The organism is Shewanella halotolerans, from assembly GCF_019457535.1.
Taxonomy (GTDB): domain Bacteria; phylum Pseudomonadota; class Gammaproteobacteria; order Enterobacterales; family Shewanellaceae; genus Shewanella; species Shewanella halotolerans.
In genome coordinates this window covers 3,549,335-3,572,879 of the sequence record NZ_CP080417.1, presented here as the reverse complement: position 1 = coordinate 3,572,879, position 23,545 = coordinate 3,549,335, and the positions used below count along the sequence as shown (strand labels likewise).

The following is a 23,545-nucleotide window of genomic DNA, read 5'->3' as shown; positions in this document are numbered from 1 at the left end:
TTTGATGCAAATCATGTGTTATAAATATTAGATTACTAATATAAACAATAGTATCGATGAGCAATCAAACACTTAAGAAAATCAGCGAACTCGATGTGTTTTGTTTGATGGTGTTTAAAGTCATTTTTCAAACCGGACATGCCAACATAGCGGCTAAGCAACTTAATGTGTCAGCCCCTAAAATTAGTCGCTGTTTGAATATGTTACGTGCCACCTTCGATGACGAGCTCTTCTATCGTCGTCAGCTCGGGCTCAAGCCGACACCTATGGCGGAATTTCTCTACGAGCCCGTGTGTCAGTTCTGTGAAGCCGTCCTGAAAATAGAACAGTCTATTAGCGAAAAGAGCAGCGAGCTGGCCAGTGAACGCCTGAGAATTGCTGTTACCCCGAGTATCATGGCCAGCCTCTCCCTGGCCTTTTCCCGTAGCAATGCCAGAGACGCCTTTAGCCAGTTACAGTTTGTGGTCTGGGGGGATGACTCTGCCGATCAGATCCATAACGGTGAACTGGATATGGGGGTGACGTTCGATGCCTGCAATGAGCATCCGTTATCGGTTGAGGCGTTAGGCTGTCTGAACGGTGTTTGTCTGGCCGCCAATGAAGAGCATGCCATCTGGTCCCAGAGCGAGCCTTTGACCCTGGAAACCGTCTGTCGTCACCCCTTTCTCTGCCTGGATGGTAAGGGCTTTAATGACAAGATCGACCCCTTGGAGGTGTTCGCTCGTCAAAACGGTGCCGACATCGACAGCATAGAAAGAGTCTGTTCACGAGACGAGTGGTACAGTCATCTGCTGACCATGAATTCGGTGGCTTTCCTGCCTTGCTCAGAGGCCGAGATCTGCGGCGCCCTGCCGGGGATCCGCGTGGTGCGCCTGTCTGACGAGGAGGTGGGACGTCTCCACGGTGAAAGCATGTCGCCTCAATACCTGTTACTGGAAAATCCAGCCGAGTATCGACGCTACTCGCTGGAACAGAGAGAATTAATTATCCAGCTTATCAAACAGCTACTCGTTAAATGTTAATTTCAAAATTTGAAATTTACGCTTTCAAATTTTGAAATTTCTGTTAATGAATCTTTAAATTGCAGTCACAACTTGGACTCAATTATCTAACAATTTATCGTCACTCCCTTATATTTGAGGTACTGCAATAGCAGAAATACCTATAAAGGGATATGGCGATGAAAAAAAATAAAATTACCTTATTAGCCATGGCACTCATGTGTGCCATTGGTGTGAGCGCGTGTAGTGATGGTAAAGATGGTAAAGATGGAGCGCCAGGTGAGCCTGGCGTTCCTGGTACTCCAGGTACACCTGGCGCACCAGCGGGATCTACCGTTGATACAGTAGCCACTGCCGCAGACTTCAAACTAACTCTACAACCTGCCGACATCGTAGTAGTAGGAGCTGATGACTTCTCTATTAAGTTCACCGCGACAGGTAAAAATAGTAAAGGAGATGATGTTCCGTTTACTGGCCTGGACAAGGTAGCTCTCTATGTGACCAATCAGGTGGCTAACACCACTGATAGTGGCGCACCTATGCTCTGGTCGAACAACGCCCTGGCTAACGAATTTGGTTCTAGCATGTACTGTACGCCTACAGGTAAGGCGGAGGCACGTGGCGGCGCCGAAGTCGATGCCTGTACCTTAGTAGAGGATGCTGAAAATCCTGGTACTTACACAGGTACTTGGGAGCATGATGGCAACGCACCTGTTGTGGTAGCCGATGGCGATCCTACTAGCATGTTCCGCGTCATGGTGCGTACCTACAATGTGACCGATGCAACTGGCGTATCGATTTCCGACAAACTTCTCTCTACTCCGCTCGATTTTATTCCTGCGACCGGTGAGATGGCCGTATCGGCTAAAGACTCGGTATCAAGCGCTGCCTGTATTCAATGTCACAGCGAGTTGATGGGTTATGATGATGGCGACAAACGTATTGCGAACATCGGTGCTCACCATAACTATCAGAAAGTTGAAAACTGTATCGCGTGTCATAACCCTGCTTATGCCGCCGATCAGAACGATCCAGAAAAAGGCTTTAACCCTAACTTCAACGCAATGATCCACACCATCCACGCCGGTGGTCATCTTGCCGAGTGGGGCGTGTTAAAAGGTGATGCTGAAGAGTTTGCCGGCGTTCACTTCCCAGCTGAGCTAAACGAATGTACTACCTGTCACGACAATGGTAACCAGTGGAAAGAAAACGTTTACCGTGAAGCTTGTGTAGGTTGTCACGTAACCGTTAACTTCGAAACCGGTGAAGGCCACTCTGACTTCCAGCTACCACAGGCTGATGATTCTCAATGTATGAACTGTCACATTGGTAACCTGAGCCCAGAAGTGGTTCACAAGGTGGGTAACAGAGCGGTTGAGCAGGAACAAGTCGTTCTTGATTTCCAAGGTGTGACAGTGACTGACAACGGCGACGGTACCAGCGCATTGACAGTAACCACTAAGGTGACAGTCAATGGTGCAGCACCAGCCGATGGCTCTATGCTGGATCCATACATGCCACGTCTGTCTACCGGTCTGCTGATTGGTAACCTTGACGCGAAAGGCACGCCGATTCGTGGTCTAGGTATGCCTGTCAACGGAGTGGCTATTACTGGTGGTATCCTGACTACGACTAAGAACTTCGACTCTGCTCGCCTGACTGGTTCTATCTATGTGACTGCAGAAGTGATGATCTGTGGCGCCGGTGGTAAGGCCGTAATGTGTGCAGACGGCGATTACACTCAAGTTGCAGCCAGTTCACCTGTTAAGTACTACAACCTGGATGACCCTGCCGTTGCACCGTTGCAAGCCCGCATGAGCGATGCCGATCGCGTCACTGTGAGCGAAGCCAAGTGTAATAGCTGTCACGGTAACCTGACTCATATCAAGTCACCACGTCATGGTGTGACCGAGTTTACTCAGTGTATGGATTGTCACAACAACAGATACCCAGGCTCTTACCATGGTGCTGTTGAATATGACACAGGTGAGGTTGATGGCGATGGCAACCCAATCATGGCGCCAGTTGAAGGTGTAACCTTCGCTAACCGTGACCTGATGACTGTGGCTCACCGTTTCCACACTGGTACTTTCGGTGGTGGTATCTACCTAGATAAGAACCTGGAAACTGTTGGTTACCCAGCCCTTGCGACAGACTGTGAAGCCTGTCACAAAGATGGTGCAACCTTCTTCGCGGCCGACGGTGGTTTGACTTCTGGTAAGCGTTCTATCCAAGTGCCTACTGGCTACATTTCTCCAGTGGCTGAGACTTGCCGTACATGTCACATCAGTGCCTCTGCACTCGCTCACTTCGAGAGCAATGGTGCGACTGTAGATGGTAAGGCAGATACATCTGCTGACCTGCCAGTCGAGTCTTGTGCAACCTGTCACGCCGAAGGTAAGACATACGGTGTTGATAAAGTTCACGCCGGTGGTGGTCACTAGACGCCAACAATAATAATTCTCGCTAATTGGGCATACCCCTGCTAAATGCCCAATGAGATAGCAGTAATCTTGGGGAACCTGATTTAGGTTCCCCCTTTTTATGCCCGGCTTTTGCTGTCATGTTTTGTATCTGTTTTGTATTCGTTTTACCTTGGTTTTCTCAGTCGCTCGCGCTGGACTGTCTATTTTCAGTCTCTTGGTCTATGCAGCATCTTGGTCTATGCAGCATCTTGGTCTATTCAGTATCTTGGACTAACTTAAATAGAGTCCATCAGCAGATCTCGGGGGCCGTAGTTTGGCGGTCAAAGATACCTCTTCCAGCCTGTTTCTCATTGCGATAAAAGAGTCTTTTATTGCCCTCTTGCCCTTTATCTTCGTTAACTCGCTGTTGGCACTGATCGTCGCCCTGGTGGATGTGTGGCAGCCCAGTTGGCAGGGCAGTGCCGCCTATGCCTGGCTGAGTCAGTTTGGTCGCCTACTGTTTAGCTTCTTTCCCTTGATGGCGCTGCTCTCCTTGTCATTTCATTTTGCCAAGTATCTCCATGTCTCGGCTGTGGTGGTGGCATCACTCTCCATCGGCAGTCAGATTGCCCTGCATATCCACGGCAGCGAGGCTATCGACCTCAGCAATGGCTTCGATTTTCTGTTTGGCGATGCCAGGGCGATTATCACGCCGATTCTGGTAGCCTACCTGCTGCAACGCCTCATGGCGATTAAGGCGCTGAATTTGCTGCAAAGTACCAGCCTGAGCAGCTACCTTAAGCTGCACCTCAACCTGTTTATTCCCTTGATCCTCTGTTTCGTGCTGGTGACCACCGGCATCTACTGGGTAGGGGAGCTGTTGGGCATGGTGCTAAGTCCGCTGGTGGATTCCCTTGCCGCCAGCAGCGCACTGTTTCAGCTGTTTGTCAGGGTGCTAGCCACCCATGTGCTTTGGTGCTTCGGCGTCCATGGGGATATCGCCTATATGTTGGTACTTGGGGTCGACAATGGATTGCAGCAGGTCGCGCCGAATCTGACGCTGTCCCAGTTTACCGATCTCTTCGTGTTGCTCGGCGGTAGCGGCGCCACTCACTCGCTGCTAATTGCGCTGTTTATCGCCTCGAAAGATAAGAACGCCGTCAATGTGGCCAAGCTGGCCTTGCCCTTCGCCCTGTTTAATATCAACGAGATCCTCATCTACGGCCTGCCGATCATCTTTAATCCCAGGTTGATGCTACCCTTCGTGTTGGTGCCCCTGTTTAACACCCTGATAGGCACCCTGTTGATCGTCAGCGGCTGGGTGAGCTTCGCCGGTAACGACTTTGCCTGGATCACCCCCATCTTCCTCAACGGCTATGTGGCGGGCGGCACCCTGGCACTGCCCCTGGTGCAGCTCTTGTTGGTGTGCACCGGGGTCTTTATCTATCTGCCTTTCGTGCGCCGCTATAGTCTGCTGGTGGGCAATAAGGGATTCGAGCGGGACCTGATCAAGCGGGTGCAGCTGCAGCAGGATATCGAGAAGATCAGCGAGCGAAACTATGCCCGTCAGCAGTCCGAGGATCTTGCCGCCAACCTAAACCTGGAGAAGACCATCAAGGCGGTGCTTAACGGTGAGTTGCTGCTCTATTACCAGCCTAAGCTGAGCCTGAGTGACAGGCGGGTAGTCGGCTATGAGGCGCTGCTAAGGCTGAGAAACGAGCGTGGTCAGGTGGAGGGCCCCTATTTTATTCCCGCCTTCGATCAGGCCGGCTACTCTAACCTGATCGACAGCTTCGTCATTCGGCGCCTGCGTGACGACCTGCAGGCCTGGGCCAAGCAGGGCTTCTACCCCAGAGTCAGCATCAACCTCAATCCCAACAGTGTCTTGAGTCAGGATGTGCAGTCTATGCTGATCGAGCTGCTTGGCGACATGGCGGACAGAGTCGATATCGAGGTGCTCGAGTCTATGTTTGTGGCGGACCTCAATGCCGTCGAGGCCAGCATGGCCCACCTGCGCCAGTATGGTTTCTCCTTCGTGCTCGATGACTTCGGCACGGGGTTTTCCAGCATCAGCCTGCTGAGCAAGATCACCATAGATGGGGTTAAGCTGGACAGGTCGATATTGGAAAATACCGGGCATCACAAGGGGCAGGTGCTCTATCGCCATACCTGCATGTTGTGTCGCAGCCTGGGTTTTAATCTGGTGGCCGAGGGGGTAGAGACCAAGGCCGAGGAGGCCTTCGTCGCCTCAGCCGGGGTCTCGACGGTACAGGGGTGGCTGTATGCCAAGGCGATGCCGGCCGCCGAGGCCAAGCGCTACGCCCTGCTGCAGGAGAGTTTCAGCGAGCAGACAGCTGATTCAAGGGGAGAGTCGAAGGCTGAGTTAAAGACAGAATTAAAGACAGAGTTAAAGGCCAATTCAAAGACTAACTCAAAGGCTGAATAAAAGGCTGCGCCTGACGCCGAGCAGCCAATAAAAAGGGAGCCTTAGGCTCCCTCTCTTTATTGGCAATCTGAAACCACCTCCTATGGAGGTGGTGATCGTTCCTTCTGGGCTATGCCCGTAGAGTGCTCATGCTAGATACTCACAGTTGTTTGTTACCAGCAAATAAAAGGAGTAAATAGCATGAGCAGATATGAATCCGCTTCTCACGTTTTCTATCGTTGCCAGTGTCACATTGTGTGGACCCCGAAGTATAGATATAAGATTTTGAGAGGAAATGTTGGCAAGGAGCTTTATCGAAGTATTTATGTGTTTTGTAGCATGAAGAAATGTTCTGTTGTGGAATTGAATGTTCAAGTAGATCACGTACATCTTGTGGTAAGAACTCCTCCAAGCTTGAGTGTTTCAGAGCTAATGGGGACTTTGAAAGGTCGTACGGCGATAAGGTTATTTAATAAATTTCCATACTTACGAAAGAAGAAGTTATGGGGTAACCATTTCTGGCAGAGAGGATATTTTGTAGATTCAGTTGGTGCCAACGAAGAGATAATTAGAAGATACGTAAAGCATCAGGATAGAAAAGCTAAAGAAGATGCAGAACGTCAGCAACAACTTGAGCTTTCATAACATTCAAAGGCACCCTTATAGGGTGCCTCAAAAGCAAATCCACCTGCTATGCAGGTGGATTTTTACTAGGCGCGGGCGCGCTGCAATGTCAGCAACCACTTGCCGTAGATGAAGATCCCCACGGCCGAGATGGTGCCTATGGCGGCGATGATATACCAGGCCATGCCTATGTTGTGGCTGTTGTAGAGCAGGGTCGTCAATGACTGCGCCGACTCACCTGTGTAGCTCACCAGGGTAGTAAAGGCTTCACCCTGAGGAATGGCGGCGATATCGCTGGCGCTCATGCCGCGATCGAGCAGCAGTTCGCGAGAGAAGATCTCTTTCGAGGCGTACATCTCATACAGCTTTGGACCGAAGTAGCCTTCGAGTCCCCAGCCTATCCCTTGTGGCAGCATCACGAAGCCCAGGTACATGGCCTTCTTGCCCTTAGGGGCGATGTTACCCATAAACTCGTTCTTCTTGGGGCTGATCATCATCTCGCCGAAGGAGAACATGGCAATCGCCAGCACTATCATCCAGGCGGCGTTGGTGGCGCCGATAAGCACGAAGGCGATGATACTCAGCAGACAGCCCGCCAGCATGGCGGTGGTGATGCGGTATTTGGCGGTGAGCGCGGCAACCAGGAAGCAGCTGGTCATGATCATGCCGGCGTTGAGGTTTAGCATCCCCTCTGGCATCACCTTAGTGCCCGAGTTATCCAGGCCGAGCCAGAACTGCAAGATGCCGTTTGAGGTGCCCTCACTGCCAAACAGGCTGGTGACGATCACGCTGGTATCGACCCACTCGGCGATATGAATCGGCAAGACATCGAACAGAGAGTTAAACAGGAACCAGAAACCGGCAAACACCAACATGTAGTAGATCACCACAGGCTTCTTCAGCTCGTGCAGGGCATCTTTCCATAGAGCCTCTTGGGTGATCTCACCGCTCTTGATCTTGCGGTTGCGCTCGATGCGCTCCTCCTTTCCCGGTTCCTTATAGGCGAGCAGGAAGAGGAAGTTGAGCGAGATGATGGCGGCGCAGGCGTAGAAGACGTTGTCCCAGGAGAGCTGACGCATATGCACGGCCACAAGAGGACCGAGGAAGCCGCCTATGTTGACCACCTGATAGAAGATCCCCCAGGCCATAGAGGTGTTTTGCCGGCCGGTAGAGAGCACCAAGGTGCCCTGAATGCCTGGCTTGAAGATACCTGTGCCGCCTGCCAGCAGTATGGCGCCGAAGAGGAAGCCCCAGAAGTTAGGGAAGAAGGCCATCACCAGGTAGCCGGAGATCTTGATCAGTGTCGAGGCGAAGATGGTTTCTTTGTAACCGACACGGTCTGAGATGCCGCCGGTAAACACAGGAATAAAGGTCTGCATCAGGGCCCACACCGAGATGATGACACCATAGTCGTGTAGGCTGATCCCCAGGCCGCCCTGGGAGACGGGCGCCTTGGCGTAGAGGCCGGCACTGGCTTTCACGCCATAGTAGGCGATACGTTCGACCAGCTCCATGCCGCCGACGATCCAGAAAATATAACTTAGGCTAGCAATGGAGGCCCACATTCCCAGCTGCTTAACTTCACGCAGATCATTATCTGCGTAAGCATCATTGGCGTCGCTCATACCCTTCCTTAATTTATCTTTTTTGTTGTGCTGCTTGGCTGCAACATCTCGTGTTGGTTTGTGACAAGCACTCGCTATTGGGGTGATAGCTCGTCATTTGACAGCACACTTTACCTAAAAATGACCTTAAAGACCAAAATCATTCACAGTGGGTCAAACTGGTGTGATCAGCAGGTAAAAAAAAGGCGAGCGCTCCGGCTCGCCAAAAAGGGTGTGACAACTATGGATTTAGTTCAGGGTTAGGCTTCTATGGTGTTGTTTTTATAGTTTGCTTCTGTGGTTATGTTTCGTTTAACAAGGCTAGAGTGGCCAGGCCTGCTCGCCATCGACGGCAACCCCTTGCAGATCCAGGCCATAACAGTAATCCCCTGGGGTGTAGACATAGATGCTCTTTGGCACCGCTGGGTAGGCGAAGCTGGCGACCTGGGCCTTGGCGGCATCTGAGGTGGCCAGTCCCCACATCTGATAGAAGTCGCGATAGTCGAGCCCGGTAGAGAAGCTCATGGCGATCATCAGAAAGTCGTTGTTGCTTAGAGCCTTGGCCGATGCAAGGTCGAAACTGCCAAAGCCCAGTTGGTCGCGCTTGGCCAGCCAGCTGGCCTCGTCGGCCTGGGCGCGCTCGAACGCCCGCAGTAATATGTGCAGCCTGGCCAGCAGATGCCAGCCGTTTTGCAGCGCGCCCTGTTTCTGGGCGGCAATCATGGTCTGTAGCATGGTGGCCATGCCGCTCGACCAGCTGGTGAGCTTAGCCGCCTGCACATAGGCGAAGGGATCGGCCTGGCGTTGACTGGCCTGCAGTACATCGAACTCATCCTGAATCGACAGGCCCTGGCACTCGGGCAGCTTGCCGGTTTCCAGATAGGCGCGGGACTTAGTGTAATAGGAGTAAGGGTTGGTGGAGGCGTGGCCCTCGTGACCGTCGAATCTCAGGCGTCCCCGCTCCAGGCCATGGCCCAGCTCGTGGATGTCACCATGGCCGGTTGGGCTGAATGACCAAGAGGCATCGTAGGGGTTGCCCGAACAGCCCGACCCACAGGTGGGTTGGTCGGCGTTCATATGTTTGACCATGTCGAGTTGATCTAGCTGCCAGCCCTTACTGGCGGCAAAGTTGGTTATCTCATCGACGCTGTCGATCCCCGGCCCCTTAAAGCCTGCCAGCAGGTGCGGGTAGTTGTGTACAAAGGTGCCGATGGCCTCACTCATCTTCTGCGGCGTGTCCCATCTGGGCTCATGGCTCATGGTCTCTTGCATCTTATTGAGCCGCGAGTGGACTTCGAAGTGCTCGGTTGCCAGCTCGGCCCAGTCGTAGTCGCCCTTGGCGAGTCCCTGGATGAAGGCCTGATCGTCCTTGTCACTGCGCCAGAAGGGGTGCAGGCCCACATGGCTAAAGGTAAATTCTACCGGCAGGTCGTTGGCGTTAAATCTTATCTGCACCGGGCCGCCATAGGGGGAGGTAAGGGTGATAGTTTCCCCCGGTTTTATCGCTATGGCTGGCGATTGTAGATACTTGGGGCGGTTATAGCCCTTGCTGGCATATTCCTGGGTAGAGCCAGAACGCTGGGTATTGATGAACAGCTTGGTCTCTACCTGGCTGTTGTCGGTGCGTTTCACGCTAAAGGTCTGTCCCGGCAGGGCGTAGACGCCTGCGGCGCGAAACGGCGCCTTGCTGCTCAGCGCGACTGTCTTATCCACCGGTGTCACATGGGAAAAGTCGGTGCGGCTGAAGTTACCCAGATCCGCAGGCACAGGATTGATGCGGCGGCTGTTGTACACGCTGCTGTCGGCAAAGAGTGCCTTTAGGTAGCTCATTGGCGCCGTGGTGCTGACATCCATGGGGTAGTCAATCTCACTGCGATAACGATCGCCAAGCAAGATCAGGTACTTGTATAGCTGATACTCTGGGCTGTCGAAGATGGCCGTCTTCTCTGTGTCCAGGCGGTTGATGCTGCTGCGAATATGCGCCAGGGCGCTGCGGTACTCTTCGCTAAATTGGCTGTCGCAGGTGTCCGCGCAGTTGGCTAGGTTAAAGCTTGGATTTTCGCTCTGCAGCAGTTCGAGCCAGAGGGCTTCCTGGCTCAGCGCTGGATTAGCCGCCTGCATGGCGAGATAGTCGTTCCAATCCGCCTTGTCTGGGCTGAAGTAGTTGCCGGGGCTGCCAGGGCCCTGCATGGCAAAGCCCATGGCCCCCAGCACGGTTTGAGTGAGCGGCACGCTGTTCCAGGCGTGCATGTGCAGATAGAGCAGTGGGATCTTGGCCTGCTGTAGCGCATCGAGTCTTGCCGCCACCTCGGCTTCATCGAACGCCTCGAGGGAGCCTGTGATCACCAGCTCGGCCTCGCTTAGGCAACTGGCCAACTCGCTGGCGACATCGCAGCGGCTCACCTGCCAGTTGGGGTAGTGACTGGTGAGCCAGTTTGTCACCCGGCTCTTGCTCCAGTCGCTGATGAGGAACAGGCGCACCTGCTTGGTCGCCGCCAGGTTTGCTTGCGCCTCACCCGTCAGCCAGGAAAGTAGACGCATCATGCTAGGCTCGAAGCCCAGGTTGTTGCCGCCCTGCATGCTAGAGATGATATCTGTGCCGAAGGCGGCGTTGCGCTGACCGCTTAGGTCACTCGCCGCGGCAAACAGGCGCCCCTGATTGCCCCGTACCAGCTCGAAACTCTGCTTGAGGGGGAAGCCCTTGCTGGCTAGCGGCATCTGGATCATCTGCGAGTGTTGACCCGAATCGTAGCTGACCCTGTCCGCCTGATAGATGGTGTTTAAGAAGCTCTTCTGGGCGCCGCGATAGTCTTGAATGAGCTTGAGGCCACGGGCGATCACCTTAGGCTCAAGGCCCTCGATGAGTCTGGCATCGCCGCTCTGGCTGGCGGCGCTTATCTTGTCCTTGAGCTTGAGGATGAGGCTATCCTCACTGCTCAGGCCGGCAGCGTCCGTGACTTTGAGGGAGAGGGCAATATCTTCATCCTGCAGCAGGTCACTGGCATCCAGGGTGAGGGTGTCGCTGCTTAGGCCGCCGAGTTTGACGCTCGGCCCACTGGTCTGCTGCCACTGGTAGCTGGCCGTGCCCGGATTAAACAGGGTGACACTCGCCTTGAGGGAGAGGGTTTCATGATTCCAGGTTTGTTGATCCGGGCCGAGCTCGACACTCGGGGCCTGGGCCAAGGGGGGCGTGACTGCGCCGCCGTTACCCGCATCCGTGTTGCTATCCTCTGAACCGCCGCAGGCCGTCAGCCCTAGGGCTATACAGGCGGGGAGTATCCATGGTTTCATTGTTACACCTCATTTTCAATTTGCGACATTCTGATTGCAAACGTCGCCTAAATCAAATGAAAATGAAAAATTATTCAATAAAAACAATGATTAAGTCGATATTTTGACGTCTGCGTTTTTTTGACGCCAAGGCGATAAAAGCGCAAGCGAGGCGAACGCGGTGGCAAGCGAGCAGCTAAAGCTATACCCGTTTCCCGCCATCGTTTTCTAATTATCCACTGCGGCATAAGTAAGGCATAAGCAAGTCGAAAGTCAGGCGTTAGCGAGTAGGTTGGCCAAAAAGATGGGGCAAATGTGATCTACCACTAATTAGGTAAAGGTATCTGCTGGCACTCTGTAGCAATAAGGGTTATTAGTTTAAGTATTATTAAGTTAACTATCTTTGCCTGATTCATCCGGCGTAAGTCTTGGGCGCAATTTTTGATGGCCTGAAATTAGGCCTGTGATTTTAGGTGCCATGGCTTTAGCAGTCGTGATGCCGCCTTGCCTAGATGCAATGAATTGGCAATAAAAGGAAGCGATTATGTCTGAACACAAACGCCAGGAGGCACATGAGATGACGGCAGCGTCCACCCAGGGAGCAGGCTTGATGGAGCGGATCAAGTCGGTAAGATTTCAATTAAAACTCAATATCTTCTTAATCATCTTCGCCTTCATCTTCCTCGGCTATAAGGGGATCACCGGCATGTTGGATGCGGGTGATGCCATAGGGGATCTCTACGGTCAGGGGATGCAGCACAGCATCCGGGCGGGTAAGGTGCTCAACGAGCTGGAGAAGGCCCGCAGCGGATTGCTGCTCGGCTTCCAACATGATCCCGCCAACGCCTTTGCCGACATGCACAACCACCCCCTGAGCTTCCATATCGATGCCAGTCGCGCCTCGATTAAGACGCTGCACGACATCATAGACAATCAGATCTTGGCGTCGGATCTCGAAGGTGATGAGCGCGCCGAGGTCAATCGCCTGGTGTCGCTTTTGGACAAGGTGACTCAGGAGGGCTTTAACCCCGCCATCCAGGCCTTGAGTCAGGGGGAATATAAACGCTCCAATCAGTTGCTGCTAGAGAAGATTAACCCCCTGTTTAAGGATATCACCGACCAGGCTCAGGCCTTCCTGGATATGCAGATTGCCGAGGCTAAGACTAGCTATCAGGCCTCACAAGAGACCGTCTCCCTCTACATCTGGCTGGTGGCCATCTTCTCTGGCGTCGCCATGCTTGCTATCAGCGTCAGCTCGGTATTTATCATTCGCCGGGTGAGCCTGTCTGTGGTGCAGCTGGAAGAGACGGCGGTGGATATCGCCGCCGGCGATCTCACCAAGCGTATTCGTCTCGGCGGCCACGATGAGTTTGCCCATATCGCCGAGCATGTGAATCGCATCGCAAGCGATTTCCAGCAGGCGGTGACCAATACCCACGCCTCGACCTCGCGCCTGGCCAGCGCGGCGGAAGAGAATGCCGTAGTATCGACTCAGACTCAGCGCAACGTGCTGGATCAACAGCAGCAGACCCAGCTGATCGCCACCGCCATCCATGAGTTCACTGCCACTGTGCGAGAGGTGGCCCAGAGTGCCGCCTCGGCCGCCACCGCCTCCCAGGATGCCAACGGCGCCGCTCACGGCGCCCAGGGCGTGGTGGATGAGAGTATCGCCGTGATTGAGGCGCTGGCCCAGGAGCTGAGTCGGGCCAGTGAGGCGATGACACTACTAGCCCAGCATTCGGATGAGATAGGCACTGTGGTGGACGTCATTCAAGCGATCTCCGAGCAGACCAACCTGCTGGCGCTGAACGCAGCCATCGAAGCGGCGCGGGCGGGCGAGCAGGGCAGGGGCTTTGCGGTGGTGGCCGACGAGGTGCGATCGCTGGCCAAACGTACCCAGGACTCCACCGAGGAGATCCAGAAGATGATCCAGCGCCTGCAACAGGGGGCGCGGGACTCAATGCAGATGATGCAGAGCGGCACAGAGCAGGTGAAACTCAGCGTGGATAAATCGCTTATGGTGCGCGATGCCCTGCAGCAGATCTTAAACAGCATCGAAGAGATCAATGCCCTCAACGCCCAGATAGCCACTGCCTCGGAGGAGCAAAGTTCGGTCACCGAGGAGATCAACATCAATATCACCAACATCAGCGAGATCTCAGATCAGACCGCCGAGGGCGCCAGACAGAGCAGCGGTGCCACCGAAGATCTGGCCAGACTGGCAGAATCTATGGAGGCGGATATCGCCCACTATAAGGTGTAGCCTGAGGTAAGTACTAGTCAGTTGGTCAGGATGAGTTGATAAGTGTCGAGGCGTTAAACGGCCCGGAAGAAAATCGCGGGTAAGAAAAAAGGCAGTCAACTGACTGCCTTTTTTAGTGTTTCAAACCGGGGGCGGGTTAGCCTTCGAGCTTAGCCAGTTCGGCTTTCTGCTCGCCTAGCTTGTCCATATCCCGTTGGAACTCGGCCAGCTTGGCGCGCTCCTTCTCGATAACCGCTTCCGGCGCCTTGGCCACGAAGCCCTGGTTATTGAGCTTGCCTTCGATACGCTTGGCTTCGCCCACTAGCTTTTCAAGCTGCTTGTCGATACGGGCCATCTCGGCGGCCACATCGATAAGGCCTGCCATAGGGATCAACAGCTCCATCTCGCCAACCAGTTGAGTGGTCGACATAGGCGCGGTTTCACCGTCGGCCAGAATCGTCATAGATTCCAGCTTGGCCAAGGTGGCGAAGAAGGTCTGGTTAGCTTCGACGCGTGCCTTATCTTGCGCGCTGACGCTGCGCAGCAGGGCATTTAACGGCTTGCTTGGGGCGATATTCAGCTCGGCGCGGATGTTACGCACGGCAACAATCACCTGCTTGACCCACTCGAGATCCGCCATGGCGGCTTCATCTACCTTGCTTGCCTGATATACAGGGAACTCGGCCAGCATCAGGGTGTCACCTTCGACACCTGCCAGCGGCTTAACGCGCTGCCAGATGGTCTCTGTCAGGTATGGCATCATAGGATGCAGCAGACGTTGCATGGCTTCCAGTACGGTCACTAGGGTGTGACGGGTACCGCGCTGCTCGGCCTCTGTGCCGTTTTGCAGTACCGGCTTGGTCAGCTCCAGGTACCAGTCACAGAACTGGTTCCAGGTGAACTCGTACAGCGTATTGGCCGCCAGGTCGAAACGGTAGTTTTCCATGTGCTCGTCAAAGGCCTTAACCGTCTGGTTAAACAGGCCGATGATCCAGCGATCCGCCAGCGACAGCTGCATCTCGCCGCCAGCTTTTCCGTTTGGAGATTGCGGGCCACAGTCTTGCTCTTCTGTGTTCATCAACACATAGCGCGACGCGTTCCAGATCTTGTTACAGAAGCTGCGGTAACCGTCGAGACGCTTCATGTCCCAGTTGATGTCACGGCCGGTAGAGGCCATGGCTGCCAGGGTGAAACGCAGGGCGTCGGTGCCGTGGGCCTCGATGCCGTCGGCAAACTCTTTACGTGTGCTCTTCTCGATCTTGGCCGCCAGCTGAGGCTGCATCATGTTGCCGGTGCGCTTCTCAACCAAGGCTTCGAGATCGATACCGTCGATCATATCCAGCGGATCCAGTACGTTACCCTTAGACTTGGACATCTTGTTGCCCTGCTCGTCACGGATAAGGCCGGTCACATAGACTGTCTTGAACGGCACCTGCGGCTTGCCATCTTCATCTTTGATGAAGTGCATGGTCATCATGATCATGCGCGCCACCCAGAAGAAGATGATGTCAAAACCTGTCACCAACACATCGGTTGGGTGGAAGGTCTTGAGCGCCTCGGTATCGTCTGGCCAGCCTAGGGTTGAGAAGGTCCACAGCGCAGAGCTGAACCAGGTATCCAGTACGTCTGGGTCTTGGCGCAGCACCACTGAATCGTCCAGGTTATGCTTGGCGCGTACTTCGGCTTCGTCGCGGCCCACATACACCTTACCGGCTTCGTCGTACCATGCCGGGATACGGTGACCCCACCACAGCTGACGCGAGATACACCAGTCTTGAATGTCGCGCATCCATGAGAAGTACATGTTTTCATATTGCTGCGGCACAAACTTGATGTCGCCATTTTCAACCGCTTCGATGGCGGTCTTGGCCATAGGGGCCACGGCCACATACCACTGGTCTGTCAGTAGCGGCTCGATCACCACGCCAGAGCGGTCGCCATAAGGCACCTTGAGGGCGTGTGGGTCAATCTTGCCCAGCAGGCCGAGTGACTCGAATTCGTCGACGATGGCGGTGCGGGCCTTGAAACGATCCATGCCGGCGAAGCGTTCTGGCAGGCTGCCGTCTAGCTCGTCGTTGGCGGTGCCATCTGAGTTGATGACTTCTGCCTGGCTGCGGATAGCCGCATCTATGGTCAGAATGTTGAACATAGGCAGGTTGTGACGCTTACCTACCTCATAGTCGTTGAAGTCGTGGGCCGGGGTGATCTTCACACAGCCGGTACCGAACTCCATGTCCACATAGTCGTCGGCGACGATAGGGATGCGACGATTAACGATAGGCAGCAGGATGAACTTGCCGATCAGCGATTGATAGCGCTCATCGTCTGGGTGCACCGCAACCGCGCTGTCGCCCAGCATGGTTTCTGGGCGCGTGGTGGCCACTTCAAGATAGTCTTTACCGTCGGCGGTCAGTTCGCCGTCGGCCAGTGGGTAGCGGAAGTGCCACATGCTGCCCTGTTTCTCTTTGTTCTCGACTTCGAGATCTGAGATGGCTGTGTGTAGCTTAGGATCCCAGTTAACCAGACGCTTACCACGGTAGATGAGGTCGTCGTTGTACAGGCGCACAAACACCTCTTGCACCGCGGCCGACATGCCTTCATCCATGGTGAAGCGTTCACGGTCCCAATCGACCGAGGCGCCCAGGCGGCGCAGCTGCTTGGTGATGGTGCCACCAGATTGGTTTTTCCAGTCCCAGATACGGTCGATAAAGGTCTCACGGCCCAGGTCGTGACGGCTCTTGCCCTCTTCGGCCTCTACCTTGCGCTCCACCAACATCTGGGTGGCGATACCCGCGTGGTCGGTACCTACCTGCCACAGGGTGTTCTTGCCCTTCATGCGCTGGTAACGGATTAGGGTATCCATGATGGTGTCTTGGAAGGCATGACCCATGTGCAGGCTACCGGTCACGTTTGGCGGCGGGATCATGATGCAGTAATTGCCGTTCGACTCATCGCCGTGGGGCTTAAAGTATCCTTTCTCTTCCCAGTTCTGGTACAGAGCCTGTTCGATTGACTGTGGGTTGTATGTCTTTTCCATAGGAGCGTGTGCTTCTCAAACTAATTAATTTGGTTGTTGGGTCGTCAGGGGGATCCCTAACTCGCGATACTGGCGATAACGATCGCGCGCGGTCGCTTTCATGGCAGCATCGTTGGCAACGAAGTCGATAATCTGGCCAAAGTTTACCGCAAATTGCGGCGCTTGGTCTGCAAGATTAATCAGAAGGTGACGATTTTTATTTGGGCCCAATTTATCGAAGCCTATCTCCACCGGCGCGCCACCCGTCGGCCCTTCGCCCTTGAGGTTATGGGGCACAAATGCGCTGGGTTCAAATTGCCATAAAATTTCGTCAACTTCATAGGCCTGCTGCTGGTCATTGCAGTGGATATACACCAGCTGTTGACCACGATACGCCTGCTCGGCGAGTCGGCAGGCGAAAAGATAGACACTCTCTTGCTCCGCCTTGGCAACATTAGTTGCGGCAGAACTGGCTTGTGGCATCAAGTAAAACAAGGCGTTAGGCATTATTTGGCTCTATGTCGCTCGTGTCTGGCTAGGCGTTGACGAAAGAGAGGATTTTACACTAAAAGTGAGTTGTTAAACCAGAGGGGGAGGGGATTTGTCGAATAACAAATTGGGTAATATTTTCGTGGTAGCGGTTAACTTTGATTGGTGTTTACCAGTTACTGGTAGCGTTAACCTTTATTTCAACCTATCACCTGCGGTGGGCTCATGTGCAAACACATTTTTGACACGCTACGAGCACGTCCTTGTGAGCTCTGCCTCGGCATCTGATGTGAATGGATTCACAAATGCAGCGATGACATGGATGTCAAAGAGCTGCCATGCCTCGGAAGGTCAAAAATGTGTTTACACTGGGTGATTATCTCTCTTCGATTTGGCCGTATTTGATATCCGATCGTATTGAAGTTGCGTTTGCCTAGAGAGGCCTATGTTTCAGTGAGGCTGTAAGTAGTTATTGAAACATCTACCTGACTAGGGTACTTGGTCGGGAGGGCTTTAAACCATAGCCTCATGTTTAATCAATCGCCTGTCCGGCGGGGAATGTGCATGCACTCTTTTGGCACGCTGTGGATATGTCCCTATACGCTCCGCGGCGGCATCTGATGTGAATGGATTCACAAATGCAGCGATGACATGGATGTCAAAGAGCTGCCATGCCTCGGAAGGTCAAAAATGTGTTTACACTGGGTTATTTCATCTCTTCGATTTGGCGGTATTTGATAAGCATTAGGTACTTGAATTGGGCGTGAATGACCAAGGTTTTGTGGAAATGAATTTTGCTTGCTGAAGACCAATGCTTCATTGTCTTGAATTGCTTGGCAGCAGGCCTTTCGTGCAGGTACTGCTGTGACACGCCGCAAGTACGTTCCCTGTAGGCTCTGCCGTGACATCCCTGTCACGGAAGGTCACAGCCGTACCTACACCGAGTTATCCATCTCTTCGATTTGACCTTTTAAGTAGGTCTAGCCGTAAAATCATTATGGGAATTAGTATTTGTTGAATGTTTACTCTGCCCCCACTAATTTTATTAGCTGTGCGCAACGTGCTTACCTTTGATTTCAATTTTGAACTCTGTGGCATATACCTGCCATTGGGCCCATGGTTCCCGATTAAGGAAACCACCAAAATCAAAAAGCACCCCATTAAACCCCAAATTGGTGATTTCATCTAAGGGCCGCTCCGGTGATGGATGAGGCTTACCTTCGATGTTGTCATACCAGAACAACGCCACCTCTTTCGACACATTGCCCAGGTGCAATACACCCTGATCAATGATCCAATCAGTATCGCTGGATTCAGAGTGCTCTTTGCTCATGAAGGCACCTTCGAACTCAATTGAAATTGAACCATCGCCTCTAGTAATCTTAATCACTGCGGCATCATGAAAGCTAAATTTATCGAATTCTGATGTGATCATAATTTTACAGCTAACGCCGCGCTCTGGGGCAAATCGAAGCACAGCGTAGGTTTGTCCCTAGCAGTGCTTTGTTAGCTAATTTTTGTAAGTCGTATTGCAATATGGATGAGTGATTTGGCCATTATCTGCAACTCCTATTCCACCATCTTCTTTTCTATCAACATGATCTATTGAAATGGACTTGACGTGTATATACCCGTTGCATATGCGACATTTATTTGCACTCTGAAGAGCAGACTTTAGAAAAACTTCAGACTTGGTATTTTCATTAAAATCTTTAGATTGGGGCTGGTCCCCTCTGTACTCGACGTTCAAATAGGAAAAGTTATTTTTCAACTGTCCACCTATATTTGCTACGTCAACCTCATCCGCCACCAATTCGATCATTTTATCGTATACATCTCTTAGTTGGAGATACCCCTTAAGGCCGCTCCCATACTTAAGAGTTACCTGGTTAGTAAAATACTTGTATTCAATTAATGCCGCCTCCAGTCTTTCACGCATGTCAGTAAACTTATTGAAAAAACCTTTCCTTTCGAAGTCCTTAACAATTTCGATCCAAGCCATAAATGCTGTGGGCTGGTACCTTCCTTTTTCACTATAAAAATAGACTGCAGGATGTAGACCCAAAGATGATGGATGAGTAGTTGTAAAACGTCGTATAACTTTGTTCACATTTTTCAGATACTGAATTGTTTCTTTGCCATCTGTATCTTCACTCACTTCCTTTTCAGACACATTATTTGACAGCCTTACCAAGTCAAATATCAGAGGCAGGGTTCTAGAAGAATAGCCTTTACCAGCAAGTGGAAGATCCAGCGTTTTTACTGGTGTTTTCATTTCTGGGGTGAACAAATTGTCATTAATTTCTTTTGCTAACTTCTCCACCTCGCTTTGTGTCACAGGATCAAATGAATCCCAATATTTATGTCCAGCACCTGATCGAAGTATTGCCCTTGAGGCCATTGCATATGGTTTTTTTCTTGCCTTTAGAAGGGAGATTTCTGTATCACTAATAGGTGTTGCTTTTTGATTGATTGTAAAAAATGAGCTTTCAGCCTTCTCTGCACTACCTGTTACCCACTGTAACTGTAGAGACAGAAATCCAAGCTTGTTAGCGATAGCAAGAATGCTAGGGTTAGCATTGTCAGGGTCTTTAATCGCATTCATAAAACTAGAATATGAGCCCACTTCTCGATCCACATGACGCCTAGTTTGATCAGCAACTCTCCTCTGCTCAGAATCTATTTCATGATTAAAAAATGACTGAGAGATAAATCCATCGCCATAATCTCCGTTAACCCACGCAATTAGCGCACTAAGTCGATGAGCCCCGTCAATTACAAATGTATATTGTCCTGCCTGCCACAGAATAATGGATGGTATTAGATCCCCTTCAATAAAACTCTTAATAAAAGAGCTTATTTTCCCCTTATCCCAGTCAGATGTTTCTCTTTGAAAATCAGGCTTTCTCAAAGAGGAATAGAAGAAACTTTCGCCTTTGACTAATTCACTTACCTTGAGCTTGTCCGCTAAATTTTGAGCGCCGGCCCCGCCATCAACGGTGAAATCCTCTCTCTGAATTAGTGCATCTAAGTTAACTTTCGCCACTTTTAAAGTCCTTTGAGTATATAAATCTACGTATAGCTAACAATTTATTAGTGAGACCTTGCAAGGTACGCTACCTTGTATGGTAGGAGACCAAGCATGTAAATAAATGAGGCAGAGTTAACTTTTTGAGGGAGGTGATTGGCGTGTGGTGGTTGGCTTTTTCATTCCCTGAATGGCGTGTCGATTTTGATTCGAGTAGGCCTAGCTCTGTCCTTGATTGGTTACACATTAAGCTATTGGTCAGGTAGTAATCAACATCTTCGGTCACATTTTTGTTCGTTTTTTTCTTAAAAATAATAACTTGTCTCAATGCCCCCCAATGAAGCTAAATCAAAGAGACGTTAGATACCGGGTGTAGATACGCCGGTGAGCTTCCGAAACAGGGATGTTTCGGCAGAGCCTAAAGGGATTTATTCACGGCGTCTCACAGGTGTATCTGCACAACCCCCGCCGGGCAGGCGATAGATTGCCGCGAAGGTTTGACCTTCAAATCTCCCGCCAATATCAATGCAGCCAAATGCTGCTTCCCAATCGACAACAATGAAGCCAAATCGAAGAGACGTTAGATATCGAGTGTAGATACGCCGGTGACCTTCGAAAGCAGGGCCGAAAATGTTCCCGACATTTCTCGGCATTCCCTCCATCCTTGGAGGTCAGATGATTTCGCAGAGCGGCCAGGGCCAAATATGTTCCCTACATATACTGGCATTCCCTCCATCCTTGGAGGTCAGATGGCGCACAGCGTCTCACAGGCGTATCTGCACAACCCCCGCCGGGCAGGCGTTAGGTTACAGCAAAGGTACGACCTTCAAATCCACTAAACCAATGATAGCGACGCTCAGTGATACCAATCTAAATAGGGAATATTAAACCTTGAGGTGTTGTCACATATCCCCGCCGGGCAGGCGTTTGATATTCATCATCCAGTCAAAGCGAAGTCGTTTTTGGACGCAAGCCAATTAGGTTTTTGGCTCAACAGTGTTGATTTGATTTAAAACAAAACCGGCTTGCGTTCACAAAACTGTTAGAACGCAAGCCGGTCAGGCTAAATTCTTATTTAATGACTCTTTCTGCTACTTGCTTCCCTACTTGGTTACGGCAAGGTGGTCATAGGTCACCTTGCCGTTCATGATGGTGAACAGGACCTTCGTTTTGTCGATTTCATGCGGCTCGATATCGAACAGATTTTGATCCAGTACGACCATGTCGGCTAACTTGCCAACTTCCAGAGAGCCTATCTTGTCGTTTAAACCTCTGCCCTTAGCCGCCCCCAGAGTCTGCGCGTAAATTGCCATCTCCAAAGGAACCCGTGCGTCTTCACCACCAAGCGGCGGAACATCGTCGCGTCCCGGCAACTGACGGGTGACTGCTGTGCGGATGGACAGAAGAGGGCGATATTCGGAAAGATATCCGGATGCAGGCCAGTCTGAACCTAGGGAGATGTTTCCACCTGCTTCCCTTATTTGCTTCATCGGAAACATCGCCTGGACACGCTCCGCGCCAAAGCGATCAGTAGTAATGCTCTGAAGCAGCGGATCCAGACTCATCCAGAAACCTGTGGTGTCGTAGGTCACGCTAAGCGGACCGAAGCGAGGAATGTCGTCTGGATGCACTAACACGGCATGGGAGACCGTGTGGTGGCGTTCCCTTGCCGGGTTGGCCTTAATTGCCCCTTCGACAGCGTCGAGCAGCTTGCGTACGGCAAGATCGCCAAAGCAATGACAGGTGATATTGAGCCCCTTGGCATCGGCCTCCTGTACGACCTTGTTGAGGATGTCGTAGGGGATGATAGGTTCGACCTTGATGTCCGGCTTGTCGGCGTAGGGGGCTGTTAGGAGCGCACTCCACTTTTCGTCGCCGCCGTCGAGGTTGATCTTGAGTGTGTCGACTTTAACCAGCTCTGAATTGTACTTCTGTTTTAGCTCCAGCAGCGGAGCTATCGGATCGCTCTTGGGATCGTTCCAGTAAAAGGAGCCTTGTAAACGAATAGGAAGTGCGCCTTCTTTTTCACGCTTTTGCAACCAGTCGAAGGCTTCCTCGTTGCTTAGGCCTTGCACGCCATAGTCAAAAACCGTGGTGATGCCAGCGGCCGAGAACCTTGGCAGCCAATCATTAACGCCTTCAAGAACCGTGTCTGCATCGAATGTTCTGAGCTTGGACAGTACCTGCAACTGCGCGGGTACTTCGATGATGAAGCCCGTTGGATTACCATTCGAATCCCTATCGAAGGAAGAATAACCGGGAACCGTGTCGGGTGTATTCTTGTCTACGCCAGCTATCTCGAGTGCCTTGGAATTCACAAAGGCACTGTGGCCGTCAACTGTCCAAAGATAGATAGGGCGTTTGGATTCTATCTTGTCGAACATAGCCTTTGTTGGCAAACCATCCGCGAACGTACTGAGGCGCACCCCATATCCCTCGATTACCTTGAGATCCGGATTGTCCTTCACGTACTGGCGAAGTTTTTCAAACACCTCATCCTTGTTGTCGGTTTGCAGGTCGACCCCCTGGGCGACAATCCCCCCGGCAACCACGTGAAAGTGCCCTTCGACGAAGCCGGGGACCACCATTTTACCCTCTAGGTCCACGACCTCGGTTGTGATACCGATATGATTCTTGAGGCCTGCCGCATCGCCGACATAGGTGATCTTGTTGTCCTCGACCACAATCGCCGAGGCCCAGGGCTGGTCTGGGTTTACCGTGTAGATCTTGCCATTTATCAACGCCCAGTCCGAATGTGGGTAGTTTCGGTTCGATATACCCGAATCGAATGCCTGTCCGTTTTCAGGTGCGGGGGATGTCTGGGCGACTGCGCCGCCGACGTATACCAGCACAGAAGTCATTAACAGAATAAGCGAGCGGATAGGATTCATAGTGCAATTCTCCATCTTGTCGTTATGCCAAGCGCCCAGGAATCAAGAATAAAGGCGCGATGCGGTCTATATATAATAGGTTATTTTTATTTTTACGTTGGAAATCATCATTTAACTGTGGATACTCAATCTCTATTTCATGCTAAATCTGCTTGCTAGGAGGCGGCAGAGCAGGACAAGCCCCTCTGCGTAAAAGATGGTTGGATCTGCATTTGTGTCTTCTCCGATTGCAACTTACTGACTGGCAACTAGCTCTTTCGTGGTATAAGTCGGTTAGTGTCTCATGTCCATATTCACACTAATGCCGTCACATCGAACCGACGTTAGATACCGAGTGTCGATGCATCTGCGGACGTCGATGGCCGGGCCGAAAATGTTCCCGACATTTTGGCATTCCCTGCATCCGTGGAGGTCAGATGATTTCGCAGAGCCTAAAGGGACTTATTCAAATAACATCCGTGTTTAAATGCCAGTTCGGCATCCATGCCTCTCGTTCGTGAGCACGAAGCTGCGCTTCACTCACCGTGTCACAGGCTTATCTTCACAATCC

General features: G+C 52.0%; 12 protein-coding genes. 5 read left to right on the top strand and 7 right to left on the bottom strand.

Features of this window, described 5'->3' with window-relative positions; translation table 11 throughout:
* Positions 1-56 precede the first annotated feature (56 nt).
* The 4 genes from K0H81_RS15485 to tnpA all read left to right on the top strand — a co-directional run bounded on the left by K0H81_RS15485 (position 57) and on the right by tnpA (position 6,476).
* Positions 57-1,022, top strand: coding sequence for a LysR family transcriptional regulator (locus K0H81_RS15485; RefSeq protein ID WP_144200904.1), 966 nt, complete (start codon positions 57-59; stop codon positions 1,020-1,022).
* Between the two features lie 158 nt (positions 1,023-1,180).
* Positions 1,181-3,445: an OmcA/MtrC family decaheme c-type cytochrome gene (locus K0H81_RS15480; RefSeq protein WP_220058897.1), complete on the top strand. Its 2,265-nt coding sequence runs from the start codon at positions 1,181-1,183 to the stop codon at positions 3,443-3,445.
* A gap of 295 nt (positions 3,446-3,740) precedes the next feature.
* Entirely contained in the window at positions 3,741-5,852 is a 2,112-nt protein-coding gene (locus K0H81_RS15475; RefSeq protein ID WP_220058896.1) for an EAL domain-containing protein, read from the top strand.
* A 180-nt stretch (positions 5,853-6,032) separates the two neighbouring features.
* A complete protein-coding gene (gene tnpA / locus K0H81_RS15470) occupies positions 6,033-6,476 on the top strand; it encodes an IS200/IS605 family transposase (protein WP_220058895.1) in 444 nt (147 codons plus the stop codon).
* A gap of 65 nt (positions 6,477-6,541) precedes the next feature.
* On the opposite strand, the gene K0H81_RS15465 is transcribed toward tnpA, so the two are convergent.
* Positions 6,542-8,080 (bottom strand): MFS transporter, encoded by a 1,539-nt coding sequence (locus tag K0H81_RS15465; protein WP_011864725.1) that lies wholly within the window; start codon positions 8,078-8,080, stop codon positions 6,542-6,544.
* A 300-nt stretch (positions 8,081-8,380) separates the two neighbouring features.
* Positions 8,381-11,350, bottom strand: coding sequence for an ImpA family metalloprotease (locus K0H81_RS15460; RefSeq protein WP_220058894.1), 2,970 nt, complete (start codon positions 11,348-11,350; stop codon positions 8,381-8,383).
* A 523-nt stretch (positions 11,351-11,873) separates the two neighbouring features.
* Between K0H81_RS15460 and K0H81_RS15455 the strand changes: the two genes are divergently transcribed.
* On the top strand, positions 11,874-13,592 hold the full coding sequence (locus K0H81_RS15455) for a methyl-accepting chemotaxis protein (protein WP_220058893.1): 1,719 nt from the start codon (positions 11,874-11,876) through the stop codon (positions 13,590-13,592).
* A gap of 136 nt (positions 13,593-13,728) precedes the next feature.
* Here the strand turns inward: K0H81_RS15455 and K0H81_RS15450 are convergent, their stop codons facing one another.
* From K0H81_RS15450 to K0H81_RS15430, 5 genes are all read right to left on the bottom strand, one after another.
* Positions 13,729-16,608, bottom strand: a complete 2,880-nt coding sequence (locus K0H81_RS15450) for a valine--tRNA ligase (protein ID WP_220058892.1) — start codon at positions 16,606-16,608, stop codon at positions 13,729-13,731.
* Positions 16,609-16,632: 24 nt separating this feature from the next.
* Entirely contained in the window at positions 16,633-17,094 is a 462-nt protein-coding gene (locus K0H81_RS15445; RefSeq protein WP_011864729.1) for a DNA polymerase III subunit chi, read from the bottom strand.
* A gap of 1,027 nt (positions 17,095-18,121) precedes the next feature.
* Positions 18,122-18,511: a hypothetical protein gene (locus K0H81_RS15440; protein ID WP_220058891.1), complete on the bottom strand. Its 390-nt coding sequence runs from the start codon at positions 18,509-18,511 to the stop codon at positions 18,122-18,124.
* Between the two features lie 75 nt (positions 18,512-18,586).
* Positions 18,587-20,122 (bottom strand): GmrSD restriction endonuclease domain-containing protein, encoded by a 1,536-nt coding sequence (locus K0H81_RS15435; RefSeq protein WP_220058890.1) that lies wholly within the window; start codon positions 20,120-20,122, stop codon positions 18,587-18,589.
* A gap of 1,085 nt (positions 20,123-21,207) precedes the next feature.
* Entirely contained in the window at positions 21,208-22,995 is a 1,788-nt protein-coding gene (locus K0H81_RS15430; protein ID WP_220058889.1) for an amidohydrolase, read from the bottom strand.
* Positions 22,996-23,545: the final 550 nt, after the last annotated feature.